The sequence below is a fragment of the Sulfurovum lithotrophicum genome (assembly GCF_000987835.1).
GTDB lineage: Bacteria > Campylobacterota > Campylobacteria > Campylobacterales > Sulfurovaceae > Sulfurovum > Sulfurovum lithotrophicum.
Genome location: NZ_CP011308.1, coordinates 1,569,899 through 1,584,064, shown reverse-complemented (window position 1 = coordinate 1,584,064; position 14,166 = coordinate 1,569,899). Strand labels below are relative to the sequence as shown.

Here is a 14,166-nt window from a genome sequence, read left to right as displayed (position 1 = left end):
CTACTCCTAATCCCCATCACCCAGTGAAGATTTCAGCAGCATAGACTTGACGAAATAAACACCGTCAGAGACATACTCTTCACCTTTGTCAAGCCCTTCAATGGCAACATCATCCCCGTAGTAGGCAATGATCTTGACCACTTTGGGTACATAGGGTGCTTCTTCCTCTTCTTCGCCTTCCTCCTCATGCTCTTTTGCCTCTTTGTTATGGCCATGCGGCTTTTCTGCAGCATGTTCCTCGTCTTCATGACGGGCTTCTTCAAAGACGACCCATTCGCCCTGAAAGAGAGAGAGGGCAGATTTTTTTATCATGAGTGCATTTCTGTACGGCTCAAGCGATATCTCCATCTCCGTAAAGGCATTGATGAGTATATTTTCTGGGTAATTCATCATCATGAAAAGTACTTTGGCGCGCTGTGTCTCTTCGTCGATGGTGGGCAGAAGCTGTACGAAGTGCGCAGGATACTTCTTCCCGGCAAATGTAACGAAACCCGTTGTTTTGGCTGTCACTTTCATGGCATCGTTCAAATCCACATAGGCGATGGCATAATAGGCGCTTTGGTTGACAATGGACATGAGAGGATCTTCGGCATTGACATTGGAGTGAAGGGGAACGAATATCTGTCCGACCACGCCGTCGGCATGGGCATAGAGGATGAACTTGTCGGTTGCAGTGGTCAGTTTTTTCGCATCGATCCCCAGTGAATTGAGCTGTGAAGCAAGAGCGTTTTGCTGAGCAAGTATCTCTTCTATCTCGATGATCTTCTGGTTGAGTTCATTCTGGGAGGTCAGGCCTTTCTTATAAAGCTTTTTCGCTGTAGCAAGTTGTTCTTTGGCCGCTTTGGCCTGTTGCTTCAGGGCGACATAGTTCGCAGACATCTTTGAGAGTTCTATGGACTCTATAAGTACTACTTTTTCGCCTTTTCTTACATGCTGTCCGGTGGTGACGAAATATTTCTCGACATGTCCCGGAAGTCTGGAGACGATCTTCTGTTTCTGGTCGGAAAGCTGGGTGATCTGTGCATTGGTACGGACGATCTTTCCCAAAGGTTTTATCTTGGCATGGTCCATCGTTATTTTATTCGTGGCCGTTTCGCCGGCAAAAGCCAGTATCGGCACTATGAGCAGTAAAGTCTTAATCATTGTAGTCTCCTTGTAAAAAACGTAATTCTATTTTTTGATCGTTGATCATTTTTTGTGTCTGAAGCAGGGCTTTTCTTGTCTGAATGAGCTTGTTCTTCGCTGTCATCAGTTGAAAGAGCGAGCCTTTGGCTATCTTGTATCCTTCCTGGAGAAGGGTGGTAAGTTCCTGCTGTTCTTTCTGCAGGCTCCTGAGTGCGTGGTACTGCGCGGAAAGTTCTCTGAGGGCTGCTTTGAGCATCTGTTTTTGCGAACGTATGCTGATAGAGAGCTGCTCATTGTCCAGCTGCGTCTGCTGCATTTTGAGCTTTGCCAGCATTCTCTCTTCGCTTCTGTCATTGTTGACGGAGAGGGGGATGCTCACTCCCACACGTACGATACCCTGGTCGGGTTCCTGCTCCACACTGGTATAGAGATCGAAATTTCGGAAACTGCTCTGGTTGATGCTGTAGTCACTCCGGTAGAGTTTCTCTTTTGCCTTGAGAACCTGCTGCTGCGGACTCAGTTTGGCACTGCTCTTTGTTTTGGAAGAGACAGAATAGATGAAACGTTTCTCCAGAGAGACTTTCTGGCTCAGTCCCGCTATGGCAAGCAGTTGGTAATAGAGCTTGACAAGCTCCTGCTTCGTCGTATATTTCATTGTTTTGAGCGTCAGTGTTTCCGTTCGGGCCTGAAGGTAGGCGACACGGTTTTCAGAGCCGCTCTTGTAGCGTTCTTTTACCATGGCAGTCACTCTGTTGGAGAGTGTGTACTCCTGGTCCAGAAGCGACAGCATCTTGCTCTGGTAGACATACTGTGTGTAGAGGTTTTCGAGTGTTTTGATGTAGCCGGCACGTCCCTGTGTGACAAAAGCTTTGCTCAGCAGTGAATTTGCATTTGCTTTCTCCTGCAGTCCATCCATGTAGCTTCCGGTACGGATGGTCTGGGAAAGTCCGGCTGCGTATTCGATATTGCTTCCTCCGGCGTTCTCGTTGTAATTTGAGAGTTCCAGGTTCATTACCGGGTTCGAAGCCCTCAGCAGTATGTTGTTCTTCTGTTGTGCCGTCTGCAGGGTGAGTGTCTGGCTTTTCAGTATCTTCGAGTTTTTCAGTGTCTTTGCTTTGAATGTTTCGTAACTCATGCCGTAAAGACTGAGTGAAAATATGCAAAAGAGGTAACCCATTCGTTTCATTGTTTTTTCTCCGTGTTGATTTTTTTCGGATCGATGACCGTTCCGTCGAGTGCATTGATGTAAACCGTGCATTTCGTGGTCCTGGCAATATAGTAAAGGTAGGATCCGCGATGTGTCAATGTGAGTTTTACGTCACTGTTCCTGCACACCCTGGCGGCTATCTTCTTCGCCTGGTCTTCGTCTATTTTATGTAATCGATGTGCATTTTTCTCATCCATATGTTTCAGTGACGGACGATGGTTGTATCTGTGCAGATCGAGATGTTCTGATGCTGACATGGTCTGCGCATACATAGATGTGCAAAAACCAAGTATGAATAATGGGTATTTCATTGTAATCCTTGAATTAGGGTTTTAAAGTGCTCTGTAAAGAGAACTATGGTGCCGGTAAAAGGATCAGGCTATAGGGGGTTTGTTTTCGGTTTCTTTGAAAGGTGGGTGGTAGGTGAGCAGTTTCGTATCGGGCTGTTCTGCGTGCTGAATAGTTGGCATATGCTGTATAACAGGTGTGATGATAGCACTCATATGAAAGAAGTGGTGAAAATCACAAAGATCACCACACTTCGTGCCGTGATCCACTTCCTGTACATATTCCTTGGCACTTTCATGTACGCAATGCTCTTCAGAAGCGATGACAACGGCATGGGCAATATTGAAAAATAACGCTGACAATAGTAAAAGTTTCAATATGGCACTTTTCACTGCTTCTCCCTTCTGAAATATTTGTTGTAGTATAACGGAAATATACTTTATTCATTTATTATATTTTATTTTCGTGTAAGGAGTGTGCAGTGGTATCTACACAAACCTTGCACAGGCTTTGATTATACTGCTTATATAATTTCAATACATAGGTAAATAAAATGAAAAAAAATAGATGGATGATTCTGTCAGTATTTGTTTTGCTGTCAGCTACACTGCTTTATGCAGGAGTGGATACGGAGACGGTTTCCGGGAATGAAGGGGTGCTCAGTCTGGCGCTGGGCTCTTTTGTGGCAGGTCTTTTGCTTACTTTTACACCCTGTGTACTTCCGATGGTACCCATTGTATCAAGTATTATCGTAGGGCAGGGAAAGGAAATTACCAAGGCCAAAGCCCTGTATCTTTCTGCTGCCTATGTGCTGGGGACCATACTGACTTACACGGTCATGGGTGCACTGGCAGGTGCTACTGGGGAACAGTTGCAGGCTTATTTTCAAAATGTATGGGCCATAGGGGCCATCTCTCTGATCTTTGTAGCTATGGCACTTTCTATGTTCGGACTGTACGAAATACAGCTTCCTTCATTTATACAGTCAAAACTGAACGCCAGTTCCCAGCATATCAAGGGAGGCAGCGGTCCAATGGTCTTTTTACTCGGTGCCATTTCCGCTTTGATCCTGGGTGCCTGTGTCTCTCCCATACTCATTTCGTTCCTGGGTATCGCTATTGCCAAAGCAGATCCGATGCTCGGTGCGGTCACGATGTTCTTCCTGGCTTTGGGTATGGGTATACCTTTGCTGCTTCTGGGACTGGGTGCGGGACATCTGTTACCAAAAGCCGGTGAGTGGATGAATAAGATTAAATACACATTCGGTGTACTGCTTCTGGCCACAGCCATCTACATTTTCAATGAGCTAGATCTTGTACCGCCGCTTCTTCCCTGGGGTATTTTATTCATCGTCGTGAGTATCTACCTGGGGGCTTTGCGTCCTTTGGGTGAAGAGGCAAGAGGATGGTACAAATTCCTCAAAGGCATAGGGATCGTGGTGCTGGTATGGGGTATGCTCCTGCTTATAGGTGCGGCATATGGTCAGAGAGATATACTTCATCCTCTGCCAAAACTCTCTCTGAATAACGTTTCTGTGATCGATGAGAAGAACTATATTCCTTTTACGCTTGTGAAAGACGAGAGGGAGCTTGATGCCAAAATAAAAGAGGCGATCAAAGCCAGAAAACTCCTGATCATCTATTTCTATAAAGATACCTGCCCTGTCTGCAAGAAGCTGAATGCCACTACATTCCAGGATCCGAAGGTCAGGGCAAAATTGAAGGAGAAGTATGTTGCTGTCAAGGTCAATATTACTGATACTTCCGATGAAAAGAGCCAGGCGATCCGAAAACGCTTTAATATCTTCGGCTCGCCCTCTTTCGTCTTTTTTGATAGAAACGGAAAGGAACTTAAAAATGATCTCTTCTATGGCTATGAAGATCCGAAAGAGTTTTTTGATACTCTGGATATTATTTCGGATTGATCAGACACGTGCATCATATCTTTCCGGACCTCAGTCCGTTGGCAACGGCCAGTAGCTCACTGGCTTCATGTACAAGTACAGCCATGGCGACAGAGATGAGTCCTCCCACTCCCGAAGGAATCAAAATGGCAAGTATAATGATCGCAAATACAATGTTCTGTTTGCTGACACGACGGGCTTTTTGACCTATCTTCATGGCTTCAATGATCTTGTTCAGATCATCTGCCATCAACGCAATATCTGCTGCTTCTATGGCAGCATCCGTACCTGCGGCTCCCATAGCCATGCCGCAGGTGGCTGTTGCAAGTGCAGGTGCATCGTTTACCCCGTCTCCCACCATCAGTGTCGGACCTGATTTCATCAGTTCCTTGATGGCGTTTACTTTGTCATCGGGTTTAAGTGAAGCACGGACATCATCCATACCGAGCTGTTCTGCCACCCTTTGTGCTGTTTTGGAATTGTCCCCGGTCAACATGACAGTTTTTATACCGAGACCGTGAAGTTTTTTAATGACATTCGCTGCATTTTCCCGTATGGTGTCCTGAATAGCAATGAGGCCCAGAAGTTGATCTCTGTTACCAAGAAGTACAACGGTCTTGCCTGCCGATTGCAGATCTTCAATGATGGAAGTATGCGCTTTGAGTTCTATGCCAAGCTCTTCAAAGAGCTTGGGGCTGCCCAGGTACCAAAGCATGTCATCGATGTGTCCCTGTACGCCTGAACCGATCAGTGTTTTTGAAGCATCTGCCGGTAACAGGGGGATATTATTTCCTTTGGCATATATGACGATGGCTTTGGCAAGAGGATGTGTAGAGTACTGTTCAAGAGATGCCGCCTTGCTTAGAAGTGCTCTCTCATCTTCTTGAAAAGTGATGACATCAGTGACTTTCGGTTTACCATAGGTAAGCGTACCGGTCTTGTCAAAAGCGATGGTTTCGATAACACCCAAATGTTCAAGATGTGCACCTCCTTTGATGAGGATCCCCCGTTTGGCTGCACCGCTTATGCCTGCTGCCATAGCGATGGGGAGGGAAATAACAAGTGCACAGGGTGCTGCTGCAACAAGCAGGATCACGGCTTTTTCTATCCAGTAGGCAGAGTCTGCTCCTGTAACAAATGGAACAATCATAAGCAATATGGCACTTAGCAGTACAATGGGACTGTAAACGCGTCCAAAACGTTCCATCCACATCTGCGCATGGCCTTTTTGCTCCTGTGCATTTTCGACAAGTTCGATGATACGAGAGAGTGTATTGTCCGAAAATGCTGTGGTCGCTTCGACAAGAAGGGCTGATTCACCATTGATGGTGGCAGCAAATACCTTCTCCCCGGCTTTCTTCTTCACCGGCATAGATTCACCTGTGACAGGGGATTCATCCAGACTTGATTCTCCTGTGATGATGATACCGTCGGTAGGTACGGATTCTCCAGGAAGAACGTTGAACCTGTCACCGACTTTCAATGTTTCGGCTGGAACGATCTCTTCGGCACCGTTTCGTACGAGCCGTGCCTCTTTGGGTGCAAGGTCGAGCAGGGAGCGGATGGCATTACGTGTTTTACTGAAAGTGTATTCTTCTATCCCCTCGGCAGCACCGTAAAGGACTACAAGAGCCGCCGCTTCATCCCACATTCCAAGGTAGGCTGCCCCGGATGTCGCCCATATCATCAGCATGGATATGCTGATCTCATGCTCAACAATGAGCTCTTCAATCCCCTCCCGGACCCAAAGGTATCCGCCAATGACAATAGCAATGATATACATGGGGGTCGTAATGGTACTGCTGATTTGCAGAAAGTATTCCATACCGAATGTAATCAACGCAATGATGGCTGCTATCAGAGCGTTTCGCAGAGGAGGGTAGGTGATCCATGAATGAAACTGGTTTTCTTTTTTCTTTTTCATATTGTTTCCTTGGTCAGTCATCTGTTTTATCCGTTACTGCTTTTTTTTTGATCTCTTCAGGTGTAAGTATCTTACCGTTAAGTGCATTGATGTAGACCTTGCAGTCTGTTGTCATGCCAAGATAGTAAAGATACTTTTTGTGATGCTTGAGCGTCAGTTTGATATTGTCCTCCTTACACTGTTTTTAGGTAATTTTCATTGCTTCGTTCTCGTCTATCTTATGCATTTGATGTAATTGAGTCTTGTCGGTCTGTTTTGCTGACTCCATATGCAGGTCTATGTGTTCAGAGTCTGACATGGTCTGAGCGTAAATTATTGTACAAAAAGCAAGTGTGAATAGTAAATATTTCATAGGTAATCCTTTGTGTTTGTCTGCCTGGTTTGCTGTGATTGATCCATAATGGCAGATAGGTCAAGTTTGAACACAGACCCTTTATTTATTTTGGATCGGACTTCAATTTTAATATCCATTTTTTTTGCCAATTTGTCAACGATGTGCAGACCGATGCCCAAACCTCTTGATGTTTCTTTGTAAAACCTGTCAAATATTTTTTTAGGGTTTTTGATTCCGATCCCGTTATCTTTGATCGATAATATATTTTGATCCAAGGAAACAGATACATTACCTTCATTGTTACTGTACTTACATGCGTTTGACAAAAGATTGTCAATGATCCGGATCATTGCATTTTTGTAGGTATATATATTTTTTGATTCCATATCTAAATTGAAATATATATGGGGGTAGCTGCCGGAGAAGAATGCTATTCTTTGTTCGATCAGTGATTTGATGTCAAATGCTTCACGTTCTCCCATATCTTCATTGATAAACTCCTTGAGGTTCTTCTGAAGGTTCAAAATCGTATCTACTGCACTGGCTATCCTCTGTTTTATTTTAGGGTTTGATTCTGGTAGGAGCCTGAGGTTTAACCTGATGGTAGAGATGGGTGTATTGAAATCATGCAGTATGTCTTTTATGAATTCATTTGTCATTTTTAACGATTGTTTTAATGGGTAGAGTGCATAAAATGAGAAAAGTACAGAGACAATAAATGCGAGGAATAAGGCTTGAATGATCTCATGTACAATCCCACGTTCGATGATGGCAATGTCATTACGAAAATTTTCTAGCGGGTATGAAACTTTTGTAAAGTATTTTTTTGAGTTGAATATTTCAAAATAGGCATAAAGAGACTTCTTGTTACGAAGAAGTTTATAAAGCTGCTTGTCTTTTGACTTTTCTACAAAATTGATTGTAAATATGCTGCTATGTAAAGTCAGACTGGCAATCTGCATTTGGGAATAAAGCGTGTATTGATGGGTCTGCACTTTGTCACGATAGATATGATTGTAAAGTAGTATTATCAATATGGACAACGAAACAAAAAAGAGAACAATACTTCTCATAAATGAATTTATTTCAACTTTGCTCAAGAATATATCCTCTTCCCCGTATGTTCTTGATCTCTATACCGGTTATTTTGTTAATATTGCTGATATGAAACCTCAATGCATTCGGACCTGGATTGTTCATGCACTCATATAGTTCATTTTTATTGATGACTCTGCCGATATTATGAAGGAAGAGATCAAATATCTGTGTACTGACCTCACCAAGAGATACGAGCTTTTGGTTTCGAAGCAGCTTTTTCTCTTTTGGGAAATATTCCAGATCTTTATATTGGATTTTTTGATCCTTTTCCATGAGCTTCAGGTTGACTTTAATGAGCAGCTCTTCTGAATAAAAAGGCTTCTTTATGAAATCATAAGCTCCTGCATCAAAAGCCTTGAGTACGGTTTTTAAATCTGTCATGGCGCTGATGAAAATAGCTGGTGTCAGATCATCCGCATTACGAAGACTTTTTAAAATATCCAAACCATCAATATCCGGGATATTGATATCGAAGATATACAGGTCATACTGATGATCATAGGTAAGATCTATCGCTGTCTGCCCACTTGTAACATAATCGACTTGATATCCGCCTGCAACAAGCAGGTCTTTAATGGTGTCACCCAGGTTGAAGTCATCTTCAAGAAGCAATATTTGTTTATTCATGGTACTTCAGATAACCTATTTTCAGTATTAGTCACAGGTTGGTACATTGGTCTCAAGTGATTTTGCTGCTTTTGGCTTTTTGCCCACTCCGCATTTCACAGTCCCGCATTTTCCTGTGCCACATTTATTCATCTTCCATGTAGAAGAATTGAGATCTTTTGACGTATGCTCCTTTATATTTTCATCGATGCTTTTATTGTTTTCTGTAGATCTGTTTGTATCTATACTATTATATTTTTGTTGTGATATATCTACTTCCAACTGTTTTAGCAACAGCTTTTTTTCTGTGCCTGAAGCCTTCTTGATCTTATCTATTTTCTCATCAATGGTATTGGTTTGTGCAATACTCCATACAGAAAATCCAAGAAAAAAAAGTGCCAGAGCAGATTTTATTTTTTTAGGTAATATCTTTTTTAATGTCAATATACTCCTCCTTGCTGATTTCACCTTTGGCATATCTTGATTCCAGTATATCCAGGCTGCTGCTTCTTTTTTCATTTGCAAATAGGCTGTAGAAGAAAAACAGTATGGTTAGCAGGAGGAGTAGTGGAATAATACCGATACCTCCTATTGTCCAGCAATCGAACCACATGACTACCACCATCCTTTTTTATTATTCATGGAGGAACCGCATTTCCCCTGTCCACATTTCATATTTTGTGCTTGTGAGAGGACCCATGTTGCCAATGTGTCCAGCTCTTTGTCGCTAAGATGTGAGAAGGATGGCATTCTCGTATTGGAAAACATCGGGTACTTGCCATGACTTCCGTTCTTAATACTGTTTTTTAGTGTGGCCTTTGCAGTGTTGGCATTAATTCTTGAGTTTCTCCATGCAATACCTGCAAAAGGGGGTGCATCTTTCATACCCATGATGTTGTGGCATGACATACATTTGTTTTTTTCTATAAGTGTTTGTGCTGGATCTCCTGCAAATACCGAGGTTGCTATCATAGCTGTAAGACCGAATGTAACTATAACTTTTTTCATTTTGAATCCTTTTTCTTTTTAGATATAACAATTATAGTCAAAGAGCGTTAGTAAAGTGTGAGTGAACATCTGCATTATGATCTATCTTCTTAGAAGAGAGAGGTAGACAAAGTAAGTACTCTCGTTCATGGATCACTTATGATGAACAGCATGAACCACCGCTGCAACTCTCTTTTTTCGTAAAGTAGGGTTTGAGTAGGAAGTATAGTACCAGTCCCCACAGTACGATGGAACTGAGTGTTGCGATGATGCCCCCGTGTTCATCCATATGTATGAGTGATGTCGGATCGATATGTGATGCATCAAAGATGGCATCGAGTCCAAGACCGAAAAGGATACTCCCTATCACGATCGTTCCCAGGTAAATAGCCAGTGACCTGTTGCCAAGCATCTTTTTGACCACTCCGATGGTCACCGTATTGGTTGCAGGACCTGCCGAAAGAAAGACAAATGCCGCTCCGGCACTCACTCCGCTCAGCATCAGTCCGGCTGCAATGGGAAGCGATGCGGTGGCGCAGACATACATCGGTACGGCAATGACAATGACGATGAGGTAGCTTAGCCAGTTGTAGGTTTTGAGTATTTCACTCAGGTTGTCCGGGATCGCCACGGTGATAAGCGCACCAATAATGAGACCCCAGAATAGCGGCTTGGCGATATCTCCGAGCAGTGTGATGAAGGCGTACTTCATGGCAGCCAGGAATGAGAAGCTTTTTTTCTCTGTAGTATCAGTCTCTTCAGTATCTGCTTTTTCAGCTTTTGGAGCATTCATGCTGAAACTGGTCATCTGTTGCGGTGCAGCGGATGAGAATGCCGGTTTCTTTACAGCCGTGGTTTCTGACTGTTCATATTTGTCGAAGATATTCGTAAGTATCCCCGCTGCCGTGGCAATGACCATGGAGGTGACAACGCGGTAGATCGTGAAGATCCACCCGAATATGCCGTAAGTCGCCAGAATGGAATCAACCCCGGTAATGGGTGTTGAGATGAGAAAAGAGAGCGTTGCACCTTTGCTCGCACCTGACTTTTTGATGGAAGTTGCCAGGGGTATGACCCCGCAAGAACAGACGGGCAGGGGGATGCCGAAAAGGGTGGATTTGACCACTGACGTGATATTGTCGTTGCCCAGATGCTTGGTAACGATACTGTCAGGTACGATCTCGTGCAGGATGCCTGCAAAGATCAGACCAAATAAAATATAGGGAGCCATGGCAAGGCTCAGCTGCCAGAGTGCTTCCAAAAAATGTGTAATTTCCATACTGTAAACCTTTTTATGCTATCATTCATATAACGATATTGTTATATATTAGAACTTCGAAAGAGATTAAGGATAACCTTAAATGAAACAACTCATTCAAATCGCCAAGGTTTTTTCAGACGAAAACCGTGTCAGGATCATCGCTCTGCTTATGAGGGACGGGCCGATCTGTGTCTGTGAGATATGTGATACGCTGCAACTTTCACAGCCTCTGGTATCCCGACATCTCAAACAAATGAAAAATGCAAGCGTGATCAGCTCCGTAAAAAAGGGAAAATGGATGCTCTATTCAGTTGAGAAGGAGAGTGGGGAACTTTTCTGCTGGCTTGATGCAGTCAGAAAGTCTGTTCCCGCACTGCCCGAACAGGTCGTATGCAGCCAATATGTCAAAGAAACTGAGAAGTCAACTGAACTTAAATTCTGATAGGAAGAGGCGATAGCCTCTAAGCAGAAATAAAATCTATTAAGTTAAACTTATCTTTAAATTTCATATATGAAAAAGGAACAATAATGGCATATATAGAACTTCCCGAATTTGAAGAAATGAGTCCTGTGATACAGGAGAAAGCCAGGCCAATTATGGAAAAGACCGGAAAACTCGGTGAGATATTCAAGCTGCTTGCGGTAGATGAAAAAATCTATTTTGCAACCGATGCAATGGTACAGGGTTATCTGCTGGATGAAACGCACCTCTCTTATGATATCAAGGAGGCGATCGCACTGCTGATCTCCAGAGAGAACAGCTGCAAGATGTGTGTCGATGTGCACAGAGGGATCGCAAAGATGCTTGGATTAAGAGATGAACGTATTGAAGAGATACTGCGGGGTGTGGAGGAGATCGATACGGATGAAAAAGAGAAAGCACTGCTGAACTTTTGTATCAGGGCTTCTCGCAAAGACAATTACAAGATCCAAAAAGAGGAGATAGATGCACTTAAAGCAATGGGTTGGAGTGACAAAGAGATCCTTGAAGCAGTTGCGATCACCGGCTACTTCAACTATATCAATACACTCTCCAACGTCTTTGGTCTGGGACAGTAGAGCTATGGATAGCCCTACACTGTTTTTTACTCACATTTCACTGCTTCTTGTTCTCTAAAACTTTTGGATTATTGTTTAGGGGAACAATAATCTGAACTCCGTACCGACATTTACCGTAGAGTCCAGTTCTATCTGGATACCGTACTGGTCACAGATGCTCTTAACGATGCTCAAACCTACCCCGAAACCGCCGGAATATTCGGTACCGCGTTTGAATTTTTCAAAGATCTCTTTTTGCTGGTCGGCTTCGATACCGATGCCTTCATCGATGATCTTCAGTGTTCTGTCTTTCAGAATGATCGTGATGGTCGATCTGGGGGATGAGTATTTGATGGCATTGCCGATGAGGTTGCCCAGAAGCAGGGTCAGCTGTGATTTTGGGATGACGCATTTCGTCTCCTGGGCTTCTACTTTGAAGGTGATGCGTTTGATCTCGGCCAGAGGAGTGTAGTAGGCGACACTCTCTTCCAGGACTTCTTTGATATTGAGCGGCTCGGCGATCTCTTTTTTGTCACTGAAGTTCAGATAGGTCAAAGAACGGTAAATGTCATAGAGCTGCTTGGTGCTGATGGAGATATTGTTGAGCATTTTTGGGGAACAGCCGCCTGCTTTCAGTGCCTGGTCGGCAGACATTGTAAGTGAAGTGATGGGGGTGTTGAGCTCATGGGTGACGTCGTTGATGAAACGCTCTATCTGTGTGACACGCTCATGGACCGGTTTCATGAAGAGTTTGGAGAGCATCCATGCAATGGCCATGATTATCAGCAGAACGATCCCCACTACCAGTAGGACAGAATTTTTCAGTCTGTGGAGTTGTCCTTTCAATATGTTGGACTGGACGACCACATAGGAAATGTTCATATGTTCACGTGGTGCATCGGAGATGAGTATATTGTAGTCATCGACCGTAAAATAGCCTGGTTTTATTTCTATGTTTGGTTTGACAAGCTTTCCTTCAACTATTTTCCCCTTGGTATCGATCAGTGCCATCGTGACATCTTTGGGAACTATTGCCTTTTTCATGGATGTACCATGCATATGCGCCATGATGAGTTCCCCTGCCTTCTTGTCGGCAATGTGTTCGAGTTTATAGTGTATTTCATTTTCCAGTGCATGTTTCTGTGCCGTGTAGTACCAGAAGCCTATCAAGGAGATAAAGAGAAAAGAGGAGACGATGTAAAGCCCCAGGAAGGAATAAAAGGATTTTTTTTCCAGATCATTCATACCGGTAGCCCAATCCTCTTTGTGTCACGATCTTGTCGGCACCTATGACTTCCCGCAGGTTCCGTATGTAGGAACGCAGTGTGGCATCACTGGGCAGGGCGTCGAACTCCCAGATATTCTGTATCAGTTCTTCTTGCGATATGAGCCTCTGGGGATGGGCGATGAAGTATTCCAGTATCTCACACTCCTTAGGTCGTAGCGGCATTTCGTTCGTTCCGTCACTGACCAACTGTTTTTTAGGGTAGTAGGTCAGTCTGTCACTGAGTTTGACAGGGGCATCCTGCTCTATATGAAAGAGTATCTTGCTCTTTTCTATGCGCAGTCTCAGCTCTTCAAGCTCAAAAGGTTTGCGTATATAGTCATGTGCCCCGACATCGAAACTCTCTTTGAGATGTTTTGTGTCCTCATAGGCAGTAATGATAATGGCGGGTGTGGTATCGTTGAAACTTCTGAGCTCTTCAAGCAGTTCTATGCCGCTTTTACCCGGGACATTGATGTCGAAGATGAAAAGATCGTAAGATTCATCATCGATGAACTCCTGTGCCTCTGCAGAATCGAACGCCCTGTGTGTCGTATAGAACTGCTGAAGGTAGTCTGTAAGGATGTCTCCAAGAACGGGGTCATCTTCCATAAGTAGTATTTTCATTTTTTATTCCTCTTTACATATTTTACAATAAGATATTTAATAGTGTATATTAATGTAATGACCCCAAAACCATAGACACTTTTTTAAATAAATGGATAATCATATACTCATACACAACCAATCTGATTGTGGGTTTGAGGTTCTGGTTTTAAAATGTCAAAACCTTGTCGCTCTCTATCACCCAATCAGAAAGTATCTGCATTGTTGATGAGACACTCTCATCAAAATACGGTTCATTTTTGAACAGGCCGCAACGGGCATTGCAGGTACCACACACTTGAAGGTTTATTCCCCTGGTATACATTTTTTTCAACATTTCTAGCAGATCATAGTCATATCCTTCTGGCTTCTTGGTCTTGTCTCTGGCAAGATCAACAGCATCATTTATAAGAAAAATATTGACCTCTTCTCCGTTTTTGTGAAGTGTTTTTGCCAAACGCAGTGCATTCCATGTTATATCAGAACCATCATAGGGCTGATGGTTCAGTATAATGGTAGTCATCT

17 protein-coding genes are annotated in these 14,166 nt (G+C 43.5%); 3 read left to right on the top strand and 14 right to left on the bottom strand.

The window, feature by feature from the left end:
- Positions 1-6 precede the first annotated feature (6 nt).
- The 4 genes from YH65_RS07815 to YH65_RS11430 form a co-directional block, all read right to left on the bottom strand.
- Positions 7-1,143: an efflux RND transporter periplasmic adaptor subunit gene (locus tag YH65_RS07815; protein ID WP_046551385.1), complete on the bottom strand. Its 1,137-nt coding sequence runs from the start codon at positions 1,141-1,143 to the stop codon at positions 7-9.
- Positions 1,136-2,311 carry a TolC family protein gene (locus YH65_RS07810; protein ID WP_046551384.1) on the bottom strand — a complete coding sequence of 392 codons (1,176 nt, stop codon included), beginning with the start codon at positions 2,309-2,311 and terminating at the stop codon, positions 1,136-1,138. Before YH65_RS07810 ends, YH65_RS07815 begins: the two co-directional genes overlap by 8 nt.
- On the bottom strand, positions 2,308-2,643 hold the full coding sequence (locus tag YH65_RS07805) for a PepSY domain-containing protein (RefSeq protein ID WP_046551383.1): 336 nt from the start codon (positions 2,641-2,643) through the stop codon (positions 2,308-2,310). Before YH65_RS07805 ends, YH65_RS07810 begins: the two co-directional genes overlap by 4 nt.
- 63 nt (positions 2,644-2,706) lie before the next feature.
- Positions 2,707-3,012 (bottom strand): hypothetical protein, encoded by a 306-nt coding sequence (locus YH65_RS11430; RefSeq protein WP_084722056.1) that lies wholly within the window; start codon positions 3,010-3,012, stop codon positions 2,707-2,709.
- A 161-nt stretch (positions 3,013-3,173) separates the two neighbouring features.
- Between YH65_RS11430 and YH65_RS07795 the strand changes: the two genes are divergently transcribed.
- Positions 3,174-4,544: a protein-disulfide reductase DsbD family protein gene (locus YH65_RS07795; protein ID WP_046551381.1), complete on the top strand. Its 1,371-nt coding sequence runs from the start codon at positions 3,174-3,176 to the stop codon at positions 4,542-4,544.
- Positions 4,545-4,557: 13 nt separating this feature from the next.
- Here YH65_RS07795 and YH65_RS07790 read toward each other — a convergent pair whose 3' ends face one another.
- From YH65_RS07790 to YH65_RS07760, 7 genes are all read right to left on the bottom strand, one after another.
- Positions 4,558-6,447: a heavy metal translocating P-type ATPase gene (locus YH65_RS07790; protein WP_046551380.1), complete on the bottom strand. Its 1,890-nt coding sequence runs from the start codon at positions 6,445-6,447 to the stop codon at positions 4,558-4,560.
- A gap of 348 nt (positions 6,448-6,795) precedes the next feature.
- Positions 6,796-7,440, bottom strand: a complete 645-nt coding sequence (locus YH65_RS11550; protein WP_169745670.1) for a sensor histidine kinase — start codon at positions 7,438-7,440, stop codon at positions 6,796-6,798.
- Between the two features lie 427 nt (positions 7,441-7,867).
- Entirely contained in the window at positions 7,868-8,506 is a 639-nt protein-coding gene (locus tag YH65_RS07780) for a response regulator transcription factor (RefSeq protein ID WP_046551378.1), read from the bottom strand.
- A 27-nt stretch (positions 8,507-8,533) separates the two neighbouring features.
- Complete coding sequence (locus tag YH65_RS07775; RefSeq protein WP_169745651.1) at positions 8,534-9,004, bottom strand: hypothetical protein; 471 nt, start codon at positions 9,002-9,004, stop codon at positions 8,534-8,536.
- On the bottom strand, positions 8,904-9,110 hold the full coding sequence (locus YH65_RS11780) for an SHOCT domain-containing protein (RefSeq protein ID WP_084722055.1): 207 nt from the start codon (positions 9,108-9,110) through the stop codon (positions 8,904-8,906). Before YH65_RS11780 ends, YH65_RS07775 begins: the two co-directional genes overlap by 101 nt.
- Positions 9,101-9,493, bottom strand: a complete 393-nt coding sequence (locus tag YH65_RS07765; RefSeq protein ID WP_046551375.1) for a c-type cytochrome — start codon at positions 9,491-9,493, stop codon at positions 9,101-9,103. The genes YH65_RS11780 and YH65_RS07765 overlap by 10 nt, the downstream gene beginning before the upstream one ends.
- A gap of 136 nt (positions 9,494-9,629) precedes the next feature.
- Positions 9,630-10,751 (bottom strand): SO_0444 family Cu/Zn efflux transporter, encoded by a 1,122-nt coding sequence (locus YH65_RS07760; protein WP_046551374.1) that lies wholly within the window; start codon positions 10,749-10,751, stop codon positions 9,630-9,632.
- Between the two features lie 82 nt (positions 10,752-10,833).
- Here YH65_RS07760 and YH65_RS07755 point away from each other — a divergent pair, with 82 nt between their 5' ends.
- Together YH65_RS07755 and YH65_RS07750 are read left to right on the top strand one after the other, a co-directional pair.
- On the top strand, positions 10,834-11,175 hold the full coding sequence (locus tag YH65_RS07755; protein ID WP_046551373.1) for an ArsR/SmtB family transcription factor: 342 nt from the start codon (positions 10,834-10,836) through the stop codon (positions 11,173-11,175).
- 86 nt (positions 11,176-11,261) lie between these two features.
- Positions 11,262-11,792 (top strand): carboxymuconolactone decarboxylase family protein, encoded by a 531-nt coding sequence (locus YH65_RS07750; RefSeq protein ID WP_046551372.1) that lies wholly within the window; start codon positions 11,262-11,264, stop codon positions 11,790-11,792.
- Positions 11,793-11,867: 75 nt separating this feature from the next.
- Here YH65_RS07750 and YH65_RS07745 read toward each other — a convergent pair whose 3' ends face one another.
- The 3 genes from YH65_RS07745 to YH65_RS07735 all read right to left on the bottom strand — a co-directional run bounded on the left by YH65_RS07745 (position 11,868) and on the right by YH65_RS07735 (position 14,164).
- Complete coding sequence (locus YH65_RS07745) at positions 11,868-13,016, bottom strand: sensor histidine kinase (RefSeq protein WP_046551371.1); 1,149 nt, start codon at positions 13,014-13,016, stop codon at positions 11,868-11,870.
- Complete coding sequence (locus YH65_RS07740) at positions 13,009-13,662, bottom strand: response regulator transcription factor (RefSeq protein ID WP_046551370.1); 654 nt, start codon at positions 13,660-13,662, stop codon at positions 13,009-13,011. Before YH65_RS07740 ends, YH65_RS07745 begins: the two co-directional genes overlap by 8 nt.
- A 148-nt stretch (positions 13,663-13,810) precedes the next feature.
- Positions 13,811-14,164, bottom strand: a complete 354-nt coding sequence (locus YH65_RS07735; protein WP_046551369.1) for a DsrE/DsrF/TusD sulfur relay family protein — start codon at positions 14,162-14,164, stop codon at positions 13,811-13,813.
- Between the last annotated feature and the right edge of the window lie 2 nt (positions 14,165-14,166).